Source organism: Ruegeria sp. SAZD011 (genome assembly GCF_059612545.1).
Genome location: NZ_JBXWQU010000031.1, coordinates 80,892 through 102,037, shown reverse-complemented (window position 1 = coordinate 102,037; position 21,146 = coordinate 80,892). Strand labels below are relative to the sequence as shown.

Below are 21,146 nucleotides of genomic sequence, written 5' to 3'. Positions count from 1 at the left end.
GTCACTTGTCCGAGGACTCTTCCTTTACCGGCATGGGCGCCGGTGTCGCGGGTTTGCGCCGCCGACGGGGGGCCGGATGTGCTGCCGCGACCGGCGTCATCGGCTGTTTGGGTTCGGGCTCCTGCGCCATGGCGGACTTGGCGACCACTTCGGTTACCTCCGTCGCTTCGCCGGCTGCCTCCTGCTTTGACACCGTTTTCGCAGATGCCGGCTTCTTTTTCGATGCAGGGGCCGAAGCGGCCGCCTGCAACGCCTGAACCTGCGCAAGCGGCGCATTGAGCGCCGCGCGGGACAGGATATGCATCACGCGCAACTGGTTGCTGATCGCATATCCGGCCAGCCGATAGGCGGCGGCCTGAACATGCAGCGGAGAGGTCATCTGTAGCATCGCCATCTTACTCCATCAGACAGATCGGGCGAATGCAGCATCCGGCCGGGAAGCGGGGCGGCCCGAAAAGCGAATCTGCATCAAGGCCAGTCTACGGCACACAACCCGTGCTTGCGCAGCAAAAAATGCCGCAGCGCGGCACAAATCCGCCATTGCGCCGCCCGATTGTCCAAGACTCCGGCTATCCGATGTGGAACAGCGTGGTGAACAGGCGCGGGTCGAGGCTGGCCGAAGCAAAAGTGGGGCCCTCGGTCAGGATCGACACCGCGTCATGGCTGTGCAGACTTTCCTGGTGGCTGGCGATCACCCGGAAGTCGCCGACATGGTGATCGGCCTGCAACTCGGCACAGAACAACCGCGCCGCATCCTCGACAAAGATCGGATTGGCGGCATTCAACTCGGCAAAGGCCTGCTCGTCCTCGCGCTTGACCATCACCTGGGTCTCGGTCGGTACTGCCCGGCGGCAGAGCGCGATCAGATCCTCGAACCACAGGCAATCGGCGTTGCAATCGACCACTACCGAAATCCGCGCCACCGAACGCTGTGAGTGCGGGGTGGCCAGCTGGCCGCGCGCCGATCGCGCGTGCTCACTCAGCTCCAGCGAACAGGGACAGGTCGAGGAGTAGACATAGTCGAGATGTATGATCTTGAGCCGTTCGCCATCCTTTTCGACCAGCTCCAGCGCGATGTCGTAATACTGGTATCCCTCCAGCCCCGAGCGCAGGCTGCGCACCTTGTCGGGAAACGAGAACCGCATCTGGATGCGCGCGTCAAACGTGTCCAGATCGGTCATGTAGTCGTCCAGCGCCGCTTCCATCACCTCGAAACTGAAGGTGCGCTCGGCATGTTTGTAGAACGACCGCATGATGCGGGACATGTTGATGCCCTTCTTCTCGGCATCCAGACTCACCGTGCCGGTCACCGAGGTTTCCAGTGTCAGATCGTCACCGCCCTTGCGATGAAAGCGGATCGGCAGGCGGAAATTCGAGATGCCCACATGCTGGATCTGCTGCTTTGCGCCGCGGATAAGACTGGCGGGCCCGTTCTGCAGATCGGGCAGCGTGTCGCGATAGGCTTCGTCGGCGACGAAGTCCTGCGGATAGTGGCGCGACAGGTCGGGATAGTTGGATGGCACGGCGCCGGGGATCAGTCTGGCCACCGCAGGATCAAGCAGGCTGACCTCGGTCGCGCTCGCCTTGGCTGCCCAGCGCCGCAGCACGTCCAGCGCGGCCTCGGCCTCGTCCCGATCCGGGGTGGGGGTCACATCGCGAGGGTGAATGTTCATGCCGTGCGTCCTCGATTGATCGCGGTTTCATAGCTGATCCCGCTCAGGGTTCCAATGCTCCCTGTTACGTAGAACATAGCAGAGTGGATTTGTTTTTCCTGCAAAACCCACCGCGTCGATGTCCGAAACCGGCACAATGCCCCTGCCGGTCGCAAAGCGCAGGGCAGTTTTTTTTGGTAGACGCGCGCCTGAATACCATCAGATTGGGTCAAACCCGCGGGGAGGAAAGCAATGCAGGATATTATCGATCTAGATCGCTATCCGCTGGACCGGCCCGGCAGCTCTGACTGGCAGGCGCTGGTGGAACGCTGCCGCGCCGACCTTGTCACCAGGGGCATGTTCGACCTTGACGGCCTGATACCAGGCGATGTTGCCGCTAGCATGGTCGAGGCGATGATCCCGCGGTTTGCCAGCGACGCCTTCCTGCACGAACGCATGCACAACATCTATTTCAACCCTGTCGAGGATTTGCCCCGGGATCACCCCGCGCTGCGGCAGCTCAGGACCGCCAACCGAACCTTGTGCGCCGACCAGATCGCGGGATCCCCCCTGTTGCGCCTGTATGATTGGCCGGAATTCGCCCGGTTTCTGGCCGCAGCACTGGACAAGCCCGAATTGCATGTGATGGATGATCCGCTGGCGCGGGTAAATGTCATGGCCTATGGCGCGGGTCAGGCACTCAACTGGCATTTCGACCGGTCCGAATTTACAACAACGCTGTTGTTGCAGGCGCCTGAGGCCGGAGGCGGTTTTGAATACCGCACCGACCTGCGCAGCGACACCGACCCCAATTACGACGGCGTTGCCCGGCTGCTGGCCGGGGAGGACCCCGAGAGCCAGATCGTCACACTCAGCCCCGGCACGCTCTCCGTGTTCCGGGGCCGCAACACCGCCCACCGCGTCACCCCGGTCGAGGGCGCACGTGCCCGTGTCATCGCGGTGTTTTCATACTACGAACGCCCCGGAGTGACCTTTTCCGAGGCCGAACGGATCGGCTTTTACGGGCGGTCGCGCTAGAGCGCCCCGCCTGTCCTCTTTCCAACGATACGCCGGGAGAGGTGACAAAATTCTACGAATTTTTGCACCCGTGGCAGCGCTCCCACTTCCCACCCGGACAAGGCCCCGATCCTCTCGGGCACGCCTCAGCCCCGGGATGCCTCCAGCGCCTGCTGCAAATCCGCCAGCAGATCGCCCGCATCCTCCAGCCCGACCGAGAACCGGATCAGCCCGGGCGTGATGCCCAGCGCCGCGCGCTGCTCCTCGCTCAGCCGCTGGTGGGTGGTGGTCGCCGGATGCGTGGCGATGGATTTCGCATCACCCAGGTTGTTCGAGATCACCGGGATCGTCAGCGCGTTCAGGAAGCGGAAGGCAGCCTCTTTGCCGCCCTCGATATCCAGCGACAGAACCGTGCCGCCCTTGCCGCCCAGTTGCGTCTGCACCAGCGCGTTCTGCGCATGGCTCTTCAGCCCGGGATAAAGCGTGCGCGCCAGCGCCGGATGCCCCTCCAGCGCCTCGGCCAGCTTCTGCGCGGTCTCGGCCTGCGCATTCACGCGCAGCGCCATGGTCTCGATCCCCTTGAGCATGATCCAGGCGTTGAACGGGCTCAACGCGCCGCCGGTATGTTTCAGATAGGGTTCGACCGTGCCCCGGATGAACTCGCGGCTGCCGATGATCACACCGCCCAGCACGCGGCCCTGACCGTCGATATGCTTGGTCGCCGAATAGACCACCACATCGGCGCCCTGTTCGATGGCGCGCGAAAAGATCGGGGTCGAGAACACGTTGTCCACCACCACCTTGGCGCCCACCGAATGGGCGATTTCGGACACCGCAGCAATGTCGATCACTTCCAGCGTCGGGTTCGACATGCTCTCAAAGAACACCGCCTTGGTGCCGGGCCGTACCGCCGCGCGCCATTGCTCCAGATCGGTGCCGTCGACGAATGTCACCTCGACCCCGTAGCGGGTCAGGATGTTCTCAAGGATATAGAGGCACGAGCCAAACAGCGCCTTGGCCGACACCACATGGTCGCCCGCCTTCAGCATCGACACCAGCGCGCCATTGACCGCAGCCATGCCCGAGGCGGTGGCAAAGGCATCCTCGCCGCCCTCGAGCGCCGCGATGCGCTCTTCGAACATCGCCACGGTCGGGTTGCCATAGCGGGCATAGATGAACTCATCCGGCCCGCAGTCGATAAACCGCGCCTCGGCCTGTTCGGCGGTCTCGTAGACAAAGCCCTGCGTCAGAAAGATCGCCTCGCTCACCTCGCCCCATTGGCTGCGGCGGGTGCCGCCATGGACCGCCTGTGTGCGCTTGCTCCAATCCGTGCTCATATCCGTTCCTTTCGGCCCCGGAACCAGAAGGGCAAAGAAAAACCCCAATCGCGGGTCAAGCGAAAGGGGGTCTTTCATCCTGACCTTTTAGCGGTGATGTTTAGCGTGGCCCGCAATCCGGTAACAAATCGCCACGTGGTTCCTGAAAAGGGGCTTTAGACCCGTGAAGCAGTTGCGTCAAGCCCGCGCGCATCGGATCGCAAGGCAATCATCGCCCCCGCTCCTCGAAGCGGTTGGCGGAATTCTGCAAGAATTCCGAATCGGAAAACGAGCCGTTTTCCGAGCCGGTTTTCCTTCGAAAACCGGCTCCGCCTAGGCACGCTCGACCGCCACCAATCCCAGTTCGCGCGCGGCAGCGCGCGAGAGGATACCGCTGTCCAACCCCTGCGGTTTCTGATACCGGCGCACCGCGGCGCGGGTCCGGGCATCCATCTCACCACTTGGTGCGCCACGATAGAGGCCGCGCACCGCCAGCGCCCTTTGCACCGAGGCTATGAATTCCGGAGTCATTTCCTCGGCGCAAAGTGTTTCGAACCAGGTTTCCTTGCGCTCTCGCACGATCTCTTGCCGGGTCTCGGTCTTGTACACCGCGGGCCGCAGCACGCTGCCATCGCTCTGCACTTCGGCCGGTTGCAACATCACCTGATGGGTCACCGTTTCGATGATCGCAGGTGTCACCTGTTTGCCCCAGCAGGTGCCAGGCGCAGCCCCCGGTGGCGCTTCGGCGGTAAAGCGCGAAACTTCCGGCTCGCGGAGCGCATCCACATCCGGCAGTCCGGCGTTGCATGCGCTCAGGCCAAGAAAGGCCAGCGCACAGAAAAGGGCGGTTCGTGACGTCATGCTCGGGCCTCTGGGGCTTTTGCCGCACCTTACCCCATCTTGCCCCCCGCGCAAAGCCTCGAGGACCGGGGGTGGGACGCCGCAAAAGCGGCTGACAGCGCACCGGCTGGCAAAACGGGCTGGCCAGACCTAAATGGCTTGGCTATTGGAGTCAGCGCAACGTTACAAAGGAACATCCGAGCCATGGCAAAGATCACCTATATCGAGCATAACGGCACCCAGCACACGGTCGAGGTCGCCAACGGGCTGACCGTGATGGAAGGCGCCCGCGACAACAACATCCCCGGGATCGAGGCCGATTGCGGCGGCGCTTGCGCCTGTTCCACCTGCCATGTCTACATCCATCCTGACTGGGTCGAGAAGCTCCCCGCCAAGGACGACATGGAAGAAGACATGCTCGATTTCGCCTACGAGCCCGATCCGGCCCGCTCGCGCCTGACCTGCCAGTTGAAGGTCACCGATGCGCTGGATGGCCTTGTCGTGCAGATGCCCGAAAAGCAGATCTGATGCCGGGGGCGATGTCTGCGCTCGCGGAAACCATTTTTTCCGCTGGCGTCGCACGCAGCCCGGACAAGGCGCCGCGTCCACCGTTGCGCCTCTTGCACTCTGCGTCCCGCGGCGCGGCTCTGATGGCGTGCCTGTGGCTGGCCCCAGCCAGCGCCTGGACCTGCGAGGCGCGCTATCCCGAACGGGGTCTGCCGGGGCGCGCGGCCGAGGCAAGCTTCTCCAACCGTACCGCTTCGGGAAGGCACGAGGACTGGGCGGCGCGCGACGCGCAGCTTCAGTTGCATGCCGCCTATGCGGTTGAAACCGACGAATACGGCCATGGCGTATTGGGTCGGCTCAGAGATGCCAAGGCGCTGACCATCCATCTCTCGAGCCCCGGCGATCCCCGCATCACCTGTCCCGCTGAAACCACCCTGCCCGACGGCGCGGTGTTTGAGGATATCGCGCCGCATCTGGCCGATCTCGACGGAGACGGCCTGCCCGAGGTGATCGCCGTGCGCAGCACCGTCACCGATGGCGCAAGGCTCGAGGTCTATGACCGCCGCGCCCGCCTCTTGGCCGCGACACCCCCCATCGGCACCCGAAACCGCTGGCTGGCTGTGTTGGGCGCCGCCGATCTGGACGGTGACGGATATATAGAGATCGCCTATGTCGATCGCCCGCACCTGGCCAAGGTCCTTCGCATCTGGCGCTACCGCGACGGTACCCTGACCGAGATCGCCGCCCTGCCCGGCCTGACCAATCACCGCATCGGCGAGGAGTTCATCACCGGTGGCCTGCGCGACTGCGGCAGTGGCCCCGAAATCGTGCTGGCCAGCGCCGACTGGCGCCAGATCATCGCCCTGCGCCATGACGAGGGCTGGCAAAGCCGGGCGCTTGGCCGCTTTTCAACTAACGCGATTGCTGCCGAACTCGCCTGTAAGCCCCTCTGACCACCCCTCACCCGGCAGATGGCACCACATGTTCTCCGCCGATATCGCCCAGTGACTGGAACAGGGCGGCGGTATTGCTGACCCCGAACTTCTTCAAGAGCCGCGCCCGGTGCACCTCGACCGTGCGATAGCTCAGGTCCAGCTCGCGCGCGATCTCCTTGCTGGTCTTTCCCTCGCCCAACAGCGAATAGACCTCGCGCTCGCGCCGGCTCAGCGGCTGATAACGGCGGATCTCGGAGAGGTCGGCAAAGGTCCAGACCGCGCGGGCCAGCGGTTCTTCGGGGGTAAAGGTCTGGCCGCGCACCCGACACCAGAACAACTCACCGTCGCGCCGCCGCATCACCCGCTCGTCCCAATAGAGATTGCCCTCGCCCAGATCCTTGTCGCCGCGATGCAGGATATTCTGGAACTCCTCATCCGAGGGGTAGAGGAACACAAACAACCGGTCCAGCAACTCCTCGCGCGCATAGCCGAACATGGAACAGAAGCGGTGATTGACCTCGCGGATCACCCGCGCTTCGGTCACCACGATCCCGACCGGCACCCAGTCAAAGGCCAGCCCGCGCAATTCGCGCGTGGCATAGGCGTTGTCCAACAGATCCTTGTCGACCGGTCCCGGCATGCCGTTCCTCCCTGACCCGATCATATCGCGTGACCAAGACGAATGAAAACCTCTCTCCGGGCCGCACCGCTCCCCCTTCATTTCACCTCAAATACTCCCGGGGGGCCGACAAAATTCGGCGAATTTTGTCGGCGGGGGCAGCGCCCCCTTGCCCGGTCAGAGTGCGCGCCAGCCGATATCGCGGCGATAGAACCCACCCGGCCAGTCGATCGCCTCGACCATGGCATAGGCCCGCTCGCGCGCCTCTTGCAGGCTGTCGCCCCGCGCCGTGACATTCAACACCCGGCCGCCTGTCGCGACGATCGCGCCCTCGCGTTCGGCGGTACCCGCATGGAACACCATGTTGCGACTATCTTCGGGAAGCGCATCCAGGCCCCTGATCTCGCTGCCTTTCTCATAGGAACCAGGATAACCGTTGGCCGCCATCACCACGGTGATCGCGTGATCGTCGCCCCAGTTCACCCGCGCTTCGCCCAGACGACCCTCGGCGGCGGCATGCATCAGGTCCATCGCCTGCGCGCCCAGCCGCAGCATCAGCACCTGGCATTCCGGGTCGCCGAAGCGGACATTGTATTCCACCAGACGCGGCGCGCCGTCCTTGATCATCAGCCCGGCATAGAGCACGCCCTGGAACGGCATGCCGCGCCGCGCCATCTCGGCCATGGTGGGGCGCACGATCTCGTCCATCGCGCGCGCCTCGACCTCGGCGCTCAGCACCGGCGCCGGGGAATAGGCGCCCATGCCGCCGGTATTGGGGCCGGTATCGCCTTCGCCCACCCGCTTGTGGTCCTGCGCGGTGCCGATCGACAGCACGGTCTCGCCGTCCACCAGCACGAAAAGCGAGGCTTCTTCACCTTCCATGAATTCCTCGATCACCACCTCTGCCCCGGCGCCGCCAAAGACACCGCCCAGCATGTCGTCGATGGCATCCAGCGCGGTCGCCTCGTCCATTGCCACGATCACACCCTTGCCAGCGGCCAGCCCGTCTGCCTTGATCACGATGGGCGCGCCCTGCGCCCGGATGTAATCCTTGGCAGGCCCTGCCTCGGTAAACCGCGCATAGCCTGCCGTGGGCGCTCCCGCCGTATCGCAGATCTCCTTGGTAAAGCTTTTCGACGCCTCCAGCCGCGCCGCCGCCTCGGACGGGCCAAAGACCAGGAAACCGGCCTCGCGCAGCCGGTCGGCCACGCCCGCGGCCAAGGGCGCCTCGGGGCCCACGATGACAAAGTCGATGGCGTTCTCTTCGGCAAATGTCGCCACCAGCCCGCCATCCATGATGTCGAGACCCGCGCATTCCGCGATCTGCGCGATCCCCGCATTGCCCGGCGCCACGATCAGCTTGTCGCATTTGGGGTTCTGCATCACCGCCCAGGCCAGCGCATGTTCACGCCCGCCGCTGCCGAGAATGAGGATGTTCATCGGGATCTCCACGCATTGCCGTCGCGCGCGGTCTACCCCCCGGAACCGCCCCCTGCAAGGGCGACACCGTCACACCCTGCACCCAGGCGAAACAAGACAGGCCCCGTTTAGCAACGCTGCCCCGATTTCTTCAGCCCCTCCACCAGCAGCGCATTGTGTTCGGGAAGACGATAGAGCGTCAGGCGGCCCGACACCAAACTGTCCAGGAAGGTAGGTGCGAAATCCGCCAGCGCTTCTGTATGAGGGCGCGCCTGCTCCAGAAGACCTAGATGGGCCGCTGCGGCAATCATCAGGGCCCGCCGGATCGGGGCACGTGGCGTCATATCGATCGCCCGTTCGCCCCACCTGCGGGCCTCGATGAAATCACCTTCGGCAAAACTGGCCTGGGCCAGTGCCAGGTATGCGTCTCCGACCCAGATATCGGCATCCCTCGGCGAAAGCCGTAGCGCCAGCAACGCGTGTTCCCGCGCATCTTCGGTGCGCCCGACCAGCGACTCGTGCCAGGCCATGAAGAAGAGGTTCAGCGCAAAATTCGGGTTGAGTTCAAAGGCACGTCTGAAATCGGCGGTGGCCGCATCATAGTCATGTCGGAAATGGCGGATCATACCCCGGACCGACAGTGCTCGCGGATCGGACCTGTTGTTCTGGAACAGCCGATCCGCTGCGGCCTCAGCATGTCCCAACGATTCCTCGGGCGCTTCACCAAACTGGTAAAGGTACCGTATTTTATAGACATAGGCCTGGATCCAAAGCGCTTGCGTGTTGCGCGGATCAAGTTCCAGCGCCCGCCGGGTAAGCTCCAGAACCTTATCATGACCCTCACTGTCGGAAAAGGCACCTTCGTGGAACGTTGCCTGTGCCTTTAGCGCCAGATCGTAGGAACTGATGTCGATACCCCGCGCGCGCCCCGCGCGCTCCAGTTCGGCCTTGGTGATCTGCGGTGCGATCGCGCCGACGACGCTGCTGGTGATTTCGTCCTGCAGCTCGAAAACGTCCTCGATATCGCGGTCATAGCGCTCCGCCCAGACATGAACCCCGGTTTCGCAATCAATCAGCTGGGCCGTGATGCGCACACGATTAGCCGCGCGGCGCAAGCTGCCCTCCAGCATGTACCGTACACCGAGATCCCGGGCCACTTCGCTATGCGTGACGGGCCGGCCCTTGTAGGAAAAGGAAGAATTGCGGGCTATCACGAACAAGTCTGGGAACCGCGACAGCTCGGTGATGATATCCTCGCAGACCCCGTCGCAAAAGTACTCCTGCTCCGGGTCGGCGGACATGTTCTGGAACGCGAGAACCGCGATCGAGGGTTTCCTCTGGGCCGGACCGGGCGCTTGCGCCTGAACGAACGGCGCAGTGCCTTCCAGGTCGATGGCATAGGCATGTACCGGCGACGGTATGTTCTTCAGACTCAGTTCGCCCAGATCGACAAACGAAAGCCCGACCTTGCCCCGGACCTGACTTTGAACATCCGCCGAAACAACGATACCGCCGGGCTCGGCCTGTGCCTCGAGGCGCGCCGCAATATTCACCCCGTCACCGTAGATCTCTCCATCATCGACGACGACATCCCCGACATGAATACCGATGCGGTAGCGAATGCGCCCCTCCAAGCTACCGGTTTCGATCCTGCCAAGGGTGTCTTGAATCAGCGCTGCGGTCTCGACAGCCTCAACGACACTCGTGAAAAGGACCAGCAACCCGTCCCCGATCAGCTTTACGATCTCGCCACCCCCCCGCAGAATCGCGGGGTCAAGAACATCCCGGCGCATGTCCTTCAACCGGGCAATCGTCCCGGCCTCGTCTGTCGCCATCAACCGCGAATACCCGACCATATCGGCGGCGAAGATTGCTGCAAGCCGGCGTGACACCTGAAAGCCTTCGTTCCCATCAAGCGTGAAATCCACATCGAATGGTACATTTGACCGGCTTGGCATTCAAAGCCCTATTCTCCCACGGCAAGACTCCCGCCAGTCACCGCGACCGGGATGCTGCACGTCCTCCAAGACACAGGCGAAGGTTTTCGGTACTCTACTACCCATAGGCTCAAAAGAGGTTCACCATGAACAAGACGGTCGCGATCCTTACGTTCTTCTTCTGCACGCCCCTCGCTGCACTCGCCGATCCCGCCTCTGAATGCGGTGGAAGCAGCCAGGTCGAGATCGCCGCCTGCGTGTCCGATACGCTGGACCGGGTCGATGCGACAGTCGCGCTCTATCTCGGCTTTGCCATGGCCGCCGCGCAAGAGCTGGACGAGGTCACCGGCCGCAAGGTTGCCGCCCCGGCGCTGACCTCGTCGCAAGACGCTTGGGCAGCCTATCGCGATGCCCATTGCGAATATGTCGGCGCAACGTTCGGTGGTGGGTCGGGCACCGGCATCGGGATCAATTCCTGTCGCATTGAAATGGGCCGCGACCGCGCCAAGGATCTGATGCGCCACACTCAATAACGCCAGAGGACAGACCCCGCAGGGTGGGCAGTCTGCCCACCTCCGATCCTTCCGATATCGCCCCGCCGCCACCCCCAACCGATGTACAAAACGGTTAAAACGCAGCCTTCGCGCGACCTGCTTGGCCTTCTCCGCCGACAAGTCTAATCTGGCGCGACAGGCAAATCAGGACACAGACATGGATCTCCTCGACGACCCCCAACCGGGCCAGAACATGCCCGAATTCACCGTCTCCGAGATCTCGGGCGAGGTGAAGCGTACGCTTGAGGGCAGCTTTGGCCGCATCCGGGTACGGGGCGAGGTCGGGCGGGTTTTTCAGGCCCGGTCGGGGCATCTTTACTACGACATCAAGGACGACCGAAACGTGCTGGCCTGTACCACCTGGAAGGGTCAGGTCGCGAGCCTGTCCGTGGTGCCCGAAGAGGGGTTGGAGGTCGTGGTGACCGGCCGCCTGACCGCCTTTGGAGCCCAGTCGAAATACAATCTCAACGTCGACGAGGTGGCGGTCGCCGGCCAGGGCGCGCTGATGGCGCTGCTGGAAAAACGCAAGAAACAGCTTGAGGCCGAGGGACTGTTCGCGCCCGAACGCAAGCGGCCGCTGCCCTATCTGCCGCAGATCATCGGGGTGATCACCTCGCCTCAGGGGGCGGTGATCCGCGATATCCTGCACCGCCTGCGCGACCGGTTTCCGCGCAAGGTGCTGATCTGGCCGGTGGCCGTGCAGGGCGCCAATTGCGCCCCAGAGGTGGCCCGCGCGATCGACGGGTTCAACCAGCTCACCCCGGGCGGCGCGCTGCCCCGGCCCGACCTGCTGATCGTGGCGCGCGGCGGTGGCTCGATCGAGGATCTGTGGGGTTTCAACGAGGAAATCGTCGCCCGCGCGGCAGCGGCCAGCCAGATCCCGCTGATCTCGGCCGTGGGGCACGAGACCGACACCACACTGATCGACTTCGTCTCGGACCGGCGCGCGCCCACTCCGACCGCCGCCGCCGAGATGGCCGTCCCCGTTCGCCTCGAACTGCTGGCCTGGACCGGCGAACAGGGCGCCCGCCTGTCGCGCGCAGCCTCTGACGCGGTGCAGAGGCGCGCCCAGCGCCTGCGCGACCTGTCGCGCGCCTTGCCTGGCAAGGACAACCTGCTGTCAGAGCCCAGACAGCGTTTCGACCGGGTTGCGGAAAAGCTCGACGGTGCGCTGATGACAGGGGTCCAGCGCCGCCGCCTGCGCCTGACCGAACTTTCGGCACCGCTGCGCCCCGCCAGCCTGCGCGCACTGGTCGCCGCCCGCCGCGACCGGCTCGCCCATCTGGGCTCGCGCCTGTCGCCGCGCGCGCTGGACCGCGAGATCGTGGCACAGGGCGACCGGCTGACCCGCCTGTCGGACCGCCTGCACAACGCCCACACGAGCCGCGTCGACCGCCTGCGCCAGCAGCTGGAGGCCACCGACCGGCTACGCATCCAGCTCGGCTACAAGGCCACGCTCGCGCGCGGCTACGCCGTCGTGCGCGACGATCAGGGCGCGCTGCTGACCACCCGCGCAGAGGCGGCCAAGGCCGCAGCCTTGCAGATCGAATTCGCCGATGGCACGCTCGACGCCGGCGCCGCCCCCGCAAGAGCCGCCAGCAAACCGAAACAGACCCCGCCCGAACAGGGCTCGCTGTTCTGATGCTGACGATCTGGGGCCGCAAGACCTCCTCGAATGTGCAGGCGCTGATGTGGTGTGTGGGTGAACTCAACCTGCCCCATATCCGCCACGACGCCGGGCATCGCTATGGCGGACTCGACACGCCGGAATTCGGCCGCCTCAATCCCAATCGCACCATCCCGGTACTTCAGGACGGCACCAACCCACCGATCTGGGAAACCGGTGCGATCCTGCGCTATCTCGCCGCCCGCTATGGCAAGGACAGCTTCTGGCCCGCCGAGCCGCTTCGGAGGGCGCGGGTGGATCAATGGGCCGAATGGGCCAAGCTGAACGTGGCCCAGGCTTTCACCACGCCGGTCTTCTGGCGCGTGGTCCGCACCGCTCCCGAAGAGCGCGATCCCGACGCGATCAAACGGGCCGTGCGTGAACTCGAGGTAAAGCTCGCCCTCGCCGACACCCAGCTTTCGCGCCACACGCATATTGCCGGAGACGCTTTCACCCTGGCCGATATCCAGCTCGGACATATCCTCTATCGCTACTACGACATCGATATCGACCGCGCGCCGCTGCCGCATCTGCAACTCTACTATCAACGCCTCGGCGCGCGTCCGGCCTTCCGCCAGCATGTGATGATCTCTTACGAAGAGCTTCGCGTGACCTGAGCCGCTTCATTTCGCCCAAAATACTCCGGGGGAATCGCCGCAGGCGATGGGGGCAGCGCCCCCTGCCCGGCCTCAGACCCCGACATCCGGCCCGTAGCAGAGCATCTCTTCGCCGATCTCGTCGGCCTCGTAGAGTTCGGTCTGGGTCGGATCGCCCTCGAACTGCGCCACCAGCCCACCGCCGGTATCGCGAAACACCCAGCATTGCGGGTCGGACCTGTCCTCGTAAACGAAACAGATCTGTCCCGCCGCCTCGTACCAGACGCCTTCCTTGCACTCGCCGTCGAGAAACGACCAGATCACCCTGCGCCCGGAAAGATAGCGCTCCACACCATAGGCGGTGCCGTCAAAGCCATAGAACAGTGTCTTGCCCTGCGTATAGCGGTCGAACTCCTCCGCCGACATGACAGGCTGCGCCAGCACCGGCGGCGCCAGCATCGCGAGAATCAGGGCCAATCGCATCATGCGCTCAAGTTTGGCAGAAGCCGCCGCCGGGGGCTACTCACAGTTCTCTGTAACCGCGTGAACCCGCGGGTCCATCACCCGCCGCCAAAGCGGCGGCACCGTTGCCAGAACCGCCATGATGGGCATCGCATAGGGCCATTGCGGCATCCCGGGGTCCAGCCGCAGCGCCGCGAAATCGCGGGCCGGGTACTGGTGGTGATCGGAATGGCGGGGCGCGTTCAGCATCATCGCCGAACTGTACCAATGCGGCGCATTCCAGGAATGGTGCGCGCGGGCCGGTTCGTATTTGCCATTGGCCAGCGTTTCGCGCCGAAGCCCGTAGTGCTGGATGTAATCGGCCAGCAGCAACTGTATCTGCGCATAGCCCGCCAACAGCAGCAGCACCATCACCCCGCGTCCGCCCGCCAACAGCCAGGCAGCCGCCAGCATCGCCGCCGCCCCGGCAAGATAGGCCCGGTAGGGGGTCGCGCCCCGGCCCTTCCTCAGCGCCCGCTCGGCCGCCAGCCCGGCGCGGAACGACCCGATCCAGGCGCGCGGCAAAAAGGCCCAGAACCCCTGCCCAAACCGCGCCGAGTTGGGGTCGCGCGGGGTCGCCACCCAAAGGTGATGCACCCGCATATGGGCCGAGGTGTGGTGACCGAACAGCAGGCTGACATAGATCGCCGCTCCCAGCCAGTGCTGCCAGCGGTCCCCCCGGTGGATCAGTTCATGCGCGTTCGAATTCGACACCTGCCCGAAACACAGCGCTACCGCCACACCCAGAGCCACCGCCTGCACGCCGCTCAGCGCCCCCTGCGCCAGCGCCGGGATCGCCAGCGCCAAAAGCGCGAAATGCGCCCCCGCCAGCACCACCGGCAGGGCTTGCGCGCCCGCCCAGTCAGTCGCTGCCAGCGGCCGCACCGGCAGCTTGTCCATCACCGCCACATAGACGGTCATCCAGATCAGCGCCCCCCAGGCCCAGCCCCCCCCAAGCAGGCAGGCGGTGCCAAGCACCGCATAGGGAGAAAGGCTGGCAAGGATATAGCGGTACATGCAGGCTCTCTCTCGATCGTCACCTCTGCTTAACATCGCGTCAGGTTGGCGGAAATCCCCTTGCTCGCCACGCGCACCCCGCGTCAACTGAAGCACCAGCCCGGAGGAACCCTTGACCCAATCCCTGTTTCTTGCCGCCGCCTGCGCCCTGACCTATCTGGCGCTGACCGCCCGCCCCGCCAGCCTGATGCGCAGCACGGTCAAGACCGCCTCGGTGGCGCTGCTTGCGCTGATGGTGCTGGTCGCGGGTGGCCCTGCGCTGCTGGTGCTGGCACTGGCCCTCTGCGCGCTCGGCGACTGGCTCCTCTCGCGCGAGACCGAGGCCACCTTCATGGCCGGTGTCGGTGCCTTTGCCGCCGGTCACCTGGCCTATGTCGCCCTGTTCCTGACCCATGCCACCAGCGAGACCGGGCGGCTTGCCGAAGAGTGGCCACTGGTGGCGGGCCTCGCGGTGCTGGGGCTTGTGATGGCCCGCCTGCTCGGCGCCCGTGCGGGTGACCTCAAGGGGCCGGTGCTGGCCTATATCCCGATCATCCTCGGCATGGGTCTGGCGGCGCTGACCCTGCCGCAGGCGGGCATGCTGGCCTGGGTTCTACCTGCCGCGACCGCCTTCATCGCCTCTGACATGATCCTCGCGACCGAGAAATTCCTGCTGCCGCCCGGTCACCCCGCCCTGCGCCTGACCCCCTATCTGGTCTGGCCGCTCTATTGGGGCGCGCAGATGGGCTTTGCCCTTGCGCTCACCTGACCCTTTGCAACCGGCGCCAATCCGCATTAGGTGAGACAGGATCGCAAGCGGAGGGCCGGACATGGCGTTTTTCTCGAAACTCAAGGACCGTCTGTTCAAATCGTCCTCGAAAATCGAACAGGGGCTCGACGCGATTGTCGAGGATGGCGGGGTCGAGGAGACGGTTACCGCCGCTCAACCCGACCCGGTGATCCCCCAGCCCGACCCGGAACCGCAACCGGTGCCGGAACTGCCCGACACGCCCGAGATGCCAGAGCCGCAGCCGGTTGACCCCGCCCCGACGCCGATGCCGCCCGAGGCGCCGCAGCCCATCGACCCGACCCCGCCCGCTGAAACCGGCACGGGTCGCGGCCTGCTCGGCCGCCTCTTCGCCCGTCCCGGCAGCGCGACCGTGGTGCGCCGCACGCTGGACGACGACATGCTGGAACAGCTCGAAGAGCTGCTGATCGCCGCCGACATGGGCGTCGATACCGCCCTGCGTGTCACCGCCAACATGGCCGAGGGGCGGATCGGGCGCAAACTCTCGACGCAGGAAATCAAGGAACTGCTGGCCCAGGAAATCACCCGCATCATGGAACCGGTCGCACGCCCGATGCCGCTCTACCCCAGGCGCCCGCAAGTGGTGCTGGTGGTGGGCGTCAACGGTTCCGGCAAGACCACCACCATCGGCAAGCTCGCCAGCCAGTTCAAGGCGGCGGGCAAGAAGGTGGTCATCGCCGCCGGCGACACGTTCCGCGCTGCGGCTGTTGAACAGCTCCAGGTCTGGGGCGACCGCGCCGGCGTGCCGGTGCTGACCGCGCCCGAAGGCTCCGACCCCGCCTCGCTTGCCTTCGACGCCATGACCCGCGCCCAAGCCGACGGCGCCGACCTCCTGCTGATCGACACGGCGGGCCGCCTTCAAAACCGCGCCGACCTGATGGAGGAGCTGGCCAAGATCGTCCGCGTCATCCGCAAAAAGGACGACACCGCCCCCCACAACACGCTTCTGGTGCTCGACGCCACCACCGGCCAGAACGCGATCAGCCAGGTCGAGACCTTCCAGAAACTCGCCGATGTCTCGGGCCTGGTGATGACCAAGCTCGACGGCACCGCCAAGGGCGGCATTCTCGTCTCGCTGGCCGACCGCTTCGGCCTGCCGATCCACGCCATCGGGGTGGGCGAACAGATCGACGATCTGGCCCCTTTCGACCCCGAGGAGTTCGCCGCTGCACTGACCGGGCTCGACACACAGGCATGACGCCCATCCCCCTTCATTTCGCCAGAAATACTCTCGGGGGGTCCGGGGGGCAGACAGCCCCCCGGCGCTGGCCCCGAAACACTCCCCCGCGATCATGAGCACCTGGCTCGTCTCGCTCGAAGGCACCGCCGCCGGTCACGACCTTGCGCTGGGTCTCGCACTCATGGCGGCCTTCCTGCACGCGGTCTTTGGCGCGTTGCAAAAGGGCCGCCACGATCCCTGGCTCAGCCGGGGTGCGATCGACGGCGCCTATGCGCTGATGGCCGCGCCCTTTGCTTTCTTCGTGGTGCCTTGGCCCGAGCCGCATATGTGGCCCATCTTCGCCACCGCCTGGCTGATCCATGTCTTCTACAAGCTGTTCCAGGCCATGGCCTATACCAAGGGCGCCTATACGGTGGTCTATCCGGTGGTGCGCGGCACCGGGCCGCTCTTTACCGTGATTGGTGCCTATCTGCTCTTTGGCGAGACCTTCACCGCCCTGCAATGGCTGGGCGTCGGTGTCCTGCTGGCGGGTATCTTCGGGCTTGCCGTCTATAACATGATCTTTCTCGACACCGCGCGCGAGACGCTGATGCCCGCGCTGGGTCTGGCGGCGATCACCGGCCTCTTCGTGGCGCTCTACACCACCTATGACGCCTATGGCATCCGGGCCACCGCCGACCCGTTCACTTTTCTGGCCTGGTTCTTCTTCATCGACGGTCTGGTGTTTCCGGTCATCGCCGGGCTGCGCTGGCGGTCGATGATTCACCGCCCCACCCCCGGTCCCCTGATCCTGCGCGGCTTTGCCGGGGGCATCACCGCCTTTCTCTCCTTCGGCGCCATCATGCTGGCCACGCGGCTCGACAAGGTGGGCGAGGCCGCGGTGCTGCGCGAAACCTCGACCGTGTTTGCCGCGCTCATCGGCTGGCTGGTGCTGAAAGAGACGGTTGGACCGCGCCGGATCGCTCTGATGGGGTTGATCGCGGCGGGTGCGGTGATAGTTGAGTTCGGAGGCTGAAGGAATGGACAGGAACGGCATGGCGGCGGAAAAGGACATCAACCCGATCATCAAGCAGGTGCTGGAACTGGGCCCGACCGTGGCCTTTTTCCTGATCTACCTCAGGCTCAAGGAAAAGACCTTCGAGATCGCCGGCGCCGAATACTCGGGGTTCATCGTGGCAACGCTGGTCTTCATCCCCATCCTGCTGGCGGCGATGGGGGTGCTCTGGGCACTGACGGGCAAGCTCAGCCGGATGCAGATCTTCACCGCCTTCATGGTGATCTTCTTCGGCGGGCTCACGGCCTGGTTCAACGACGAGCGCTTCTTCAAGATGAAGACGACGCTGGTTTATGGCGTCTTCGCGGTCCTGCTGGGCATCGGGCTGATGCGGGGACGTTCCTATCTGGCCTATGTATTGGGTGACGTGCTGCCCATGCGCGACGAAGGCTGGATGATCCTGACCCGTCGGCTATGCGGCGCGTTCACCGGACTGGCGGTGGCCAACGAGCTTGTCTGGCGCAACATGTCCACCGATCTCTGGGTCAAGATCGAGACCTTCGGCTTTCCAATCCTGCTGATGGGCTTCATCATGTTGCAATTCGGCCTGTTGCAGGCCCATATGATCGACCCCGACCAGGACCAGGGCTGATCCACCGCGCCGCTTGAGTGTCGCTCATCCCCGGCTTAGGGTATTGACCTGAAGCCCGTGAAAGGTCCGCGACGCCATGATATCCCTGCCCGATACCGGCTTTCTGGCCGACGCCTCGCCAAGGCTGAAACAGATGCTGGCGGCCCAGGCCACCGAGATCGGGCTTGAGCGCGGCGCGGGGCTCTTCAAGCAGGGTGATCCGGGGGACGCGCTTTATGCCGTGCTGGCGGGTTCGATGGAAATATCGATCCTCTCGCTAGACGGGCGCAAGCTATCGCTCGATCTTGTCGGCCCCGGCGCTGTGTTCGGCGAGATCGCGCTGTTCGATCCCGGCCCGCGCACCGCGACGGTGACGGCGGTAGAACCGTCGCGGGTGCTCAGGGTGCTCAGCGCCGACGTGATGGCCGAGCTTCACCGGCATCCGGAACTGGCCATCGACATGGTGCGGCTGGCCGGACAGCGCATGCGCTGGATGGGCGGACAACTCAACGAACAGGTGTTTCTGCCTGTTCCGACCCGGCTGGCGCGCAAGCTACTGCACCTGGCACCGCATCACGACGCGGGCGGGGCGACGGTGCGACTGTCGCAGGCGGAACTGGCGGAATATGTCGGCGCGACGCGCGAGGCGATTTCCAAGACCCTGGCCACCTGGAAGCGGTTGGGCGTGATCGATGTGGGGCGCGGGACACTTGCGATCCGCGACCCGAATGCTCTGCGGGCGCTGGCCGATCCCGATCAGATCTGACCCGCGCCCGCGGCCTGGGAACCGTGGCCCCGGCACCGGATTTTCATCGCTTGTGACATGGGTCACAGACCCGAATCGTCACTGCCATCATACCTGTCCGTGGTTACCGTCCTGAGGTCGGGGAGCATCCCCAGTGTTCCGTCCCATACTGACCTCTATTACCTCACTTGAGCCATGTGCCCCCGCACATGGCTCTTTTTCTCTGGCGCCTCAACCGACCGCGGGCGTGTCCTGGCTGAACAGGTTGCGCCAGCCGCCCTCGCCATCCCGCCGCCAGATCGAGCTGACATACATCTCTTCGTCCGCCTTCCGCCCGACCCGGCGGTACCGTGCGCTATAGCTCAGCACCGCACAGCCCGGAGCCAGTTCCAGCACCCGTGCCTGCGACAGGGTGAACCGTGCAACCGTCGGACCATTGGCAAGTTGCCCCGCATGTGCGTCGCGCCCGGCAAAGCCGTCCGGATAGACCCCCAGAAAACCCGGATCGAGCGCCGCGATATCGGCCGCGGCATCACCCGCGACGAGCGCTTGCCAGACCCGGGTTTCACATTCCAGAAGCGTTTCGAGCAAATCTCCCATCACGTCCTCTCGCCAAATAAAAAGCGGCCGGGAAAACCGGCCGCCTTTTTGTCGGTATTCGCGCGTGTCACTGATCGAGGCTCAAGGCCACAAACCTCGGCTCGCCACCGCGCCGCACCAGCAGCAGCAGCGACTTGCGGCCCGCCTCGCGCGCCTCGTCGATACGGGTTTCCAGATCGGCCAGCGTGGCCACTTTCTGCTGCCCCGCCTCGGTGATCACATCGCCCGTGCGCAATCCCTTTTCAAAGGCTTCCGACGCTTCGTCGACCGCGATGATTGCAAGCCCGGTCGCATCGTCGGCAAGGCCCAGCTCGGTTCGCATATCCGACGTCAGCACGCTGACCGTCAGGCCCAGGAACTCTTTCTTGCTGGCTTCCGGCTCGGACTGGCCGCCATCGTTCTCGTCCTCGGTTCCCGAACCGGCGCGCTCGGCATCCTCGCGACGGCCAAGGGTCACCAGCACGGTCTGGGTGCCACCGTCGCGGAACACCACCACACGCACCGATTTGCCGACCTCGCTTTCGCCCACCCGGCGCACCAGGTCGCGGGTGTCACGCACCTCGGCCCCATCAAAGCTCAGGATGACGTCACCGGCCTTGAGCCCGGCCTCCTTGGCGGGGCCGTCCGGCACATCGCTGATCAGCGCGCCGCCGGTCTTTTCCAGCCCCATCGCCTCGGCCATGTCCTCGGTCACATCCTGGATACGTACGCCCAGCCAGCCGCGGCGGGTCTCGCCATATTCGCGCAGTTGGCCCACCACCTTGGTGACCACGTTCGAGGCCATCGAGAAACCGATGCCGATCGAGCCGCCATTGGGCGACAGGATCGCGGTGTTCACCCCGATCACTTCGCCATCCATGTTGAACAGCGGACCGCCGGAATTGCCCCGGTTGATCGCCGCGTCGGTCTGGATGTAATCGTCATAGCTGCCGCTGAGCGCCCGGTTGCGGGCCGACACGATTCCGGCCGAAACCGAGAAACCCTGTCCCAGCGGATTGCCCATCGCCATCACCCAATCGCCCACACGGGCGGTGTCGGAATTGCCGAACTTGACATATTTCAGCGGCCCGTCCGCCTCGACCTTCAACAGCGCGATATCGGTATTTTCGTCGGTGCCCACCACCTTGGCCGGCAATTCGCGCGCCGGCTGGCCGTCGCCGGGAAAGAACTCGATCAGGATCTCGTCGGCCTTGGCGATCACATGGTTGTTGGTGACGATATAGCCGTCCTCGGAGATCACGAAACCCGAGCCCAGCGCCGAGCTGCGCCGGGGCCGGTCGCCACCGCCGTTGCGGTCCTGGAACTCGCGAAAGAAATCCTCGAAGGGCGAGCCTTCGGGCACGATTCCCTGCGGGCCGGTCGGGCCCTCGACCAGGGTCGAGGTGGTGATGTTGACCACCGCCGGGCTGACCTTGTCCGCCAGCGGCGCCAGGCTTTCCGGCCGGGCCTGGGCGATGAGGGTCTGGAGCAGCAGGAACAGCACGCTCAGTCCCGCCATCGCCAACAACCGGGCGTTGGTGATCATCCTGCTATCCTGCGTCCGGGCGATACTGCGTGCCTGTGGCTGCACTGGGGGTCTCCTTGTCACCTACCTGCCGACCGGGGGCGCTGCCTTGTCCGGTCACTGTCTCGA

General features: G+C 64.8%; 22 protein-coding genes and 1 riboswitch. Of the genes, 11 read left to right on the top strand and 11 right to left on the bottom strand.

The window, feature by feature from the left end:
• Position 1: 1 nt before the first annotated feature.
• Positions 2 to 394: a hypothetical protein gene (locus AC2FLM_RS16545; protein WP_496859185.1), complete on the bottom strand. Its 393-nt coding sequence runs from the start codon at positions 392 to 394 to the stop codon at positions 2 to 4.
• A 175-nt stretch (positions 395 to 569) separates the two neighbouring features.
• The gene (gene folE2, locus AC2FLM_RS16540; protein WP_496859184.1) at positions 570 to 1,673 is read right to left on the bottom strand and encodes a GTP cyclohydrolase FolE2; all 1,104 of its coding nucleotides are present in this window, start codon (positions 1,671 to 1,673) and stop codon (positions 570 to 572) included.
• A gap of 231 nt (positions 1,674 to 1,904) precedes the next feature.
• Here folE2 and AC2FLM_RS16535 point away from each other — a divergent pair, with 231 nt between their 5' ends.
• The gene (locus AC2FLM_RS16535) at positions 1,905 to 2,690 is read left to right on the top strand and encodes a HalD/BesD family halogenase (RefSeq protein WP_496859183.1); all 786 of its coding nucleotides are present in this window, start codon (positions 1,905 to 1,907) and stop codon (positions 2,688 to 2,690) included.
• Positions 2,691 to 2,815: 125 nt separating this feature from the next.
• Here AC2FLM_RS16535 and metZ read toward each other — a convergent pair whose 3' ends face one another.
• A complete protein-coding gene (gene metZ / locus AC2FLM_RS16530; protein ID WP_496859182.1) occupies positions 2,816 to 4,006 on the bottom strand; it encodes an O-succinylhomoserine sulfhydrylase in 1,191 nt (396 codons plus the stop codon).
• A gap of 67 nt (positions 4,007 to 4,073) precedes the next feature.
• Positions 4,074 to 4,151, bottom strand: a riboswitch (SAM riboswitch).
• A 167-nt stretch (positions 4,152 to 4,318) separates the two neighbouring features.
• Positions 4,319 to 4,846: a peptidoglycan-binding domain-containing protein gene (locus tag AC2FLM_RS16525; protein WP_234166921.1), complete on the bottom strand. Its 528-nt coding sequence runs from the start codon at positions 4,844 to 4,846 to the stop codon at positions 4,319 to 4,321.
• A gap of 183 nt (positions 4,847 to 5,029) precedes the next feature.
• Between AC2FLM_RS16525 and AC2FLM_RS16520 the strand changes: the two genes are divergently transcribed.
• Together AC2FLM_RS16520 and AC2FLM_RS16515 are read left to right on the top strand one after the other, a co-directional pair.
• Positions 5,030 to 5,353, top strand: coding sequence for a 2Fe-2S iron-sulfur cluster-binding protein (locus tag AC2FLM_RS16520; RefSeq protein WP_011047086.1), 324 nt, complete (start codon positions 5,030 to 5,032; stop codon positions 5,351 to 5,353).
• Positions 5,354 to 5,475: 122 nt separating this feature from the next.
• Complete coding sequence (locus tag AC2FLM_RS16515) at positions 5,476 to 6,285, top strand: FG-GAP repeat domain-containing protein (RefSeq protein WP_234219006.1); 810 nt, start codon at positions 5,476 to 5,478, stop codon at positions 6,283 to 6,285.
• 7 nt (positions 6,286 to 6,292) lie between these two features.
• Here the strand turns inward: AC2FLM_RS16515 and AC2FLM_RS16510 are convergent, their stop codons facing one another.
• The 3 genes from AC2FLM_RS16510 to AC2FLM_RS16500 all read right to left on the bottom strand — a co-directional run bounded on the left by AC2FLM_RS16510 (position 6,293) and on the right by AC2FLM_RS16500 (position 10,233).
• Positions 6,293 to 6,907, bottom strand: a complete 615-nt coding sequence (locus AC2FLM_RS16510; RefSeq protein WP_234137822.1) for a LuxR C-terminal-related transcriptional regulator — start codon at positions 6,905 to 6,907, stop codon at positions 6,293 to 6,295.
• Between the two features lie 156 nt (positions 6,908 to 7,063).
• The gene (purD, locus tag AC2FLM_RS16505; protein WP_496859181.1) at positions 7,064 to 8,326 is read right to left on the bottom strand and encodes a phosphoribosylamine--glycine ligase; all 1,263 of its coding nucleotides are present in this window, start codon (positions 8,324 to 8,326) and stop codon (positions 7,064 to 7,066) included.
• Positions 8,327 to 8,433: 107 nt separating this feature from the next.
• On the bottom strand, positions 8,434 to 10,233 hold the full coding sequence (locus AC2FLM_RS16500; RefSeq protein WP_496859180.1) for an adenylate/guanylate cyclase domain-containing protein: 1,800 nt from the start codon (positions 10,231 to 10,233) through the stop codon (positions 8,434 to 8,436).
• 155 nt (positions 10,234 to 10,388) lie between these two features.
• On the opposite strand from AC2FLM_RS16500, the gene AC2FLM_RS16495 reads away from it, so the two are divergent.
• The 3 genes from AC2FLM_RS16495 to AC2FLM_RS16485 all read left to right on the top strand — a co-directional run bounded on the left by AC2FLM_RS16495 (position 10,389) and on the right by AC2FLM_RS16485 (position 13,079).
• Positions 10,389 to 10,775 carry a lysozyme inhibitor LprI family protein gene (locus AC2FLM_RS16495; protein WP_496859179.1) on the top strand — a complete coding sequence of 129 codons (387 nt, stop codon included), beginning with the start codon at positions 10,389 to 10,391 and terminating at the stop codon, positions 10,773 to 10,775.
• 178 nt (positions 10,776 to 10,953) lie between these two features.
• Complete coding sequence (gene xseA / locus AC2FLM_RS16490) at positions 10,954 to 12,438, top strand: exodeoxyribonuclease VII large subunit (RefSeq protein WP_496859178.1); 1,485 nt, start codon at positions 10,954 to 10,956, stop codon at positions 12,436 to 12,438.
• Positions 12,438 to 13,079, top strand: coding sequence for a glutathione S-transferase family protein (locus tag AC2FLM_RS16485; protein ID WP_496859177.1), 642 nt, complete (start codon positions 12,438 to 12,440; stop codon positions 13,077 to 13,079). Before xseA ends, AC2FLM_RS16485 begins: the two co-directional genes overlap by 1 nt.
• Before the next feature lie 72 nt (positions 13,080 to 13,151).
• On the opposite strand, the gene AC2FLM_RS16480 is transcribed toward AC2FLM_RS16485, so the two are convergent.
• Both AC2FLM_RS16480 and AC2FLM_RS16475 read right to left on the bottom strand, forming a co-directional pair.
• Positions 13,152 to 13,544, bottom strand: coding sequence for a hypothetical protein (locus AC2FLM_RS16480; RefSeq protein ID WP_496859176.1), 393 nt, complete (start codon positions 13,542 to 13,544; stop codon positions 13,152 to 13,154).
• A gap of 33 nt (positions 13,545 to 13,577) precedes the next feature.
• The gene (locus AC2FLM_RS16475) at positions 13,578 to 14,576 is read right to left on the bottom strand and encodes an alkane 1-monooxygenase (RefSeq protein ID WP_496859175.1); all 999 of its coding nucleotides are present in this window, start codon (positions 14,574 to 14,576) and stop codon (positions 13,578 to 13,580) included.
• Positions 14,577 to 14,688: 112 nt separating this feature from the next.
• Between AC2FLM_RS16475 and AC2FLM_RS16470 the strand changes: the two genes are divergently transcribed.
• The 5 genes from AC2FLM_RS16470 to AC2FLM_RS16450 all read left to right on the top strand — a co-directional run bounded on the left by AC2FLM_RS16470 (position 14,689) and on the right by AC2FLM_RS16450 (position 18,934).
• Positions 14,689 to 15,324, top strand: a complete 636-nt coding sequence (locus AC2FLM_RS16470) for a lysoplasmalogenase family protein (protein ID WP_496859174.1) — start codon at positions 14,689 to 14,691, stop codon at positions 15,322 to 15,324.
• Between the two features lie 61 nt (positions 15,325 to 15,385).
• Positions 15,386 to 16,561: a signal recognition particle-docking protein FtsY gene (gene ftsY / locus AC2FLM_RS16465; RefSeq protein ID WP_496859173.1), complete on the top strand. Its 1,176-nt coding sequence runs from the start codon at positions 15,386 to 15,388 to the stop codon at positions 16,559 to 16,561.
• A gap of 94 nt (positions 16,562 to 16,655) precedes the next feature.
• On the top strand, positions 16,656 to 17,558 hold the full coding sequence (locus AC2FLM_RS16460) for an EamA family transporter (protein WP_496859172.1): 903 nt from the start codon (positions 16,656 to 16,658) through the stop codon (positions 17,556 to 17,558).
• A gap of 19 nt (positions 17,559 to 17,577) precedes the next feature.
• On the top strand, positions 17,578 to 18,189 hold the full coding sequence (locus AC2FLM_RS16455; RefSeq protein ID WP_234144965.1) for an inner membrane-spanning protein YciB: 612 nt from the start codon (positions 17,578 to 17,580) through the stop codon (positions 18,187 to 18,189).
• 76 nt (positions 18,190 to 18,265) lie between these two features.
• Entirely contained in the window at positions 18,266 to 18,934 is a 669-nt protein-coding gene (locus tag AC2FLM_RS16450; RefSeq protein WP_234184093.1) for a Crp/Fnr family transcriptional regulator, read from the top strand.
• A gap of 210 nt (positions 18,935 to 19,144) precedes the next feature.
• Here the strand turns inward: AC2FLM_RS16450 and AC2FLM_RS16445 are convergent, their stop codons facing one another.
• Positions 19,145 to 19,513: a DUF4440 domain-containing protein gene (locus tag AC2FLM_RS16445; RefSeq protein ID WP_496859171.1), complete on the bottom strand. Its 369-nt coding sequence runs from the start codon at positions 19,511 to 19,513 to the stop codon at positions 19,145 to 19,147.
• Positions 19,514 to 19,580: 67 nt separating this feature from the next.
• A complete protein-coding gene (locus tag AC2FLM_RS16440; protein ID WP_496859170.1) occupies positions 19,581 to 21,038 on the bottom strand; it encodes a DegQ family serine endoprotease in 1,458 nt (485 codons plus the stop codon).
• Positions 21,039 to 21,146: the final 108 nt, after the last annotated feature.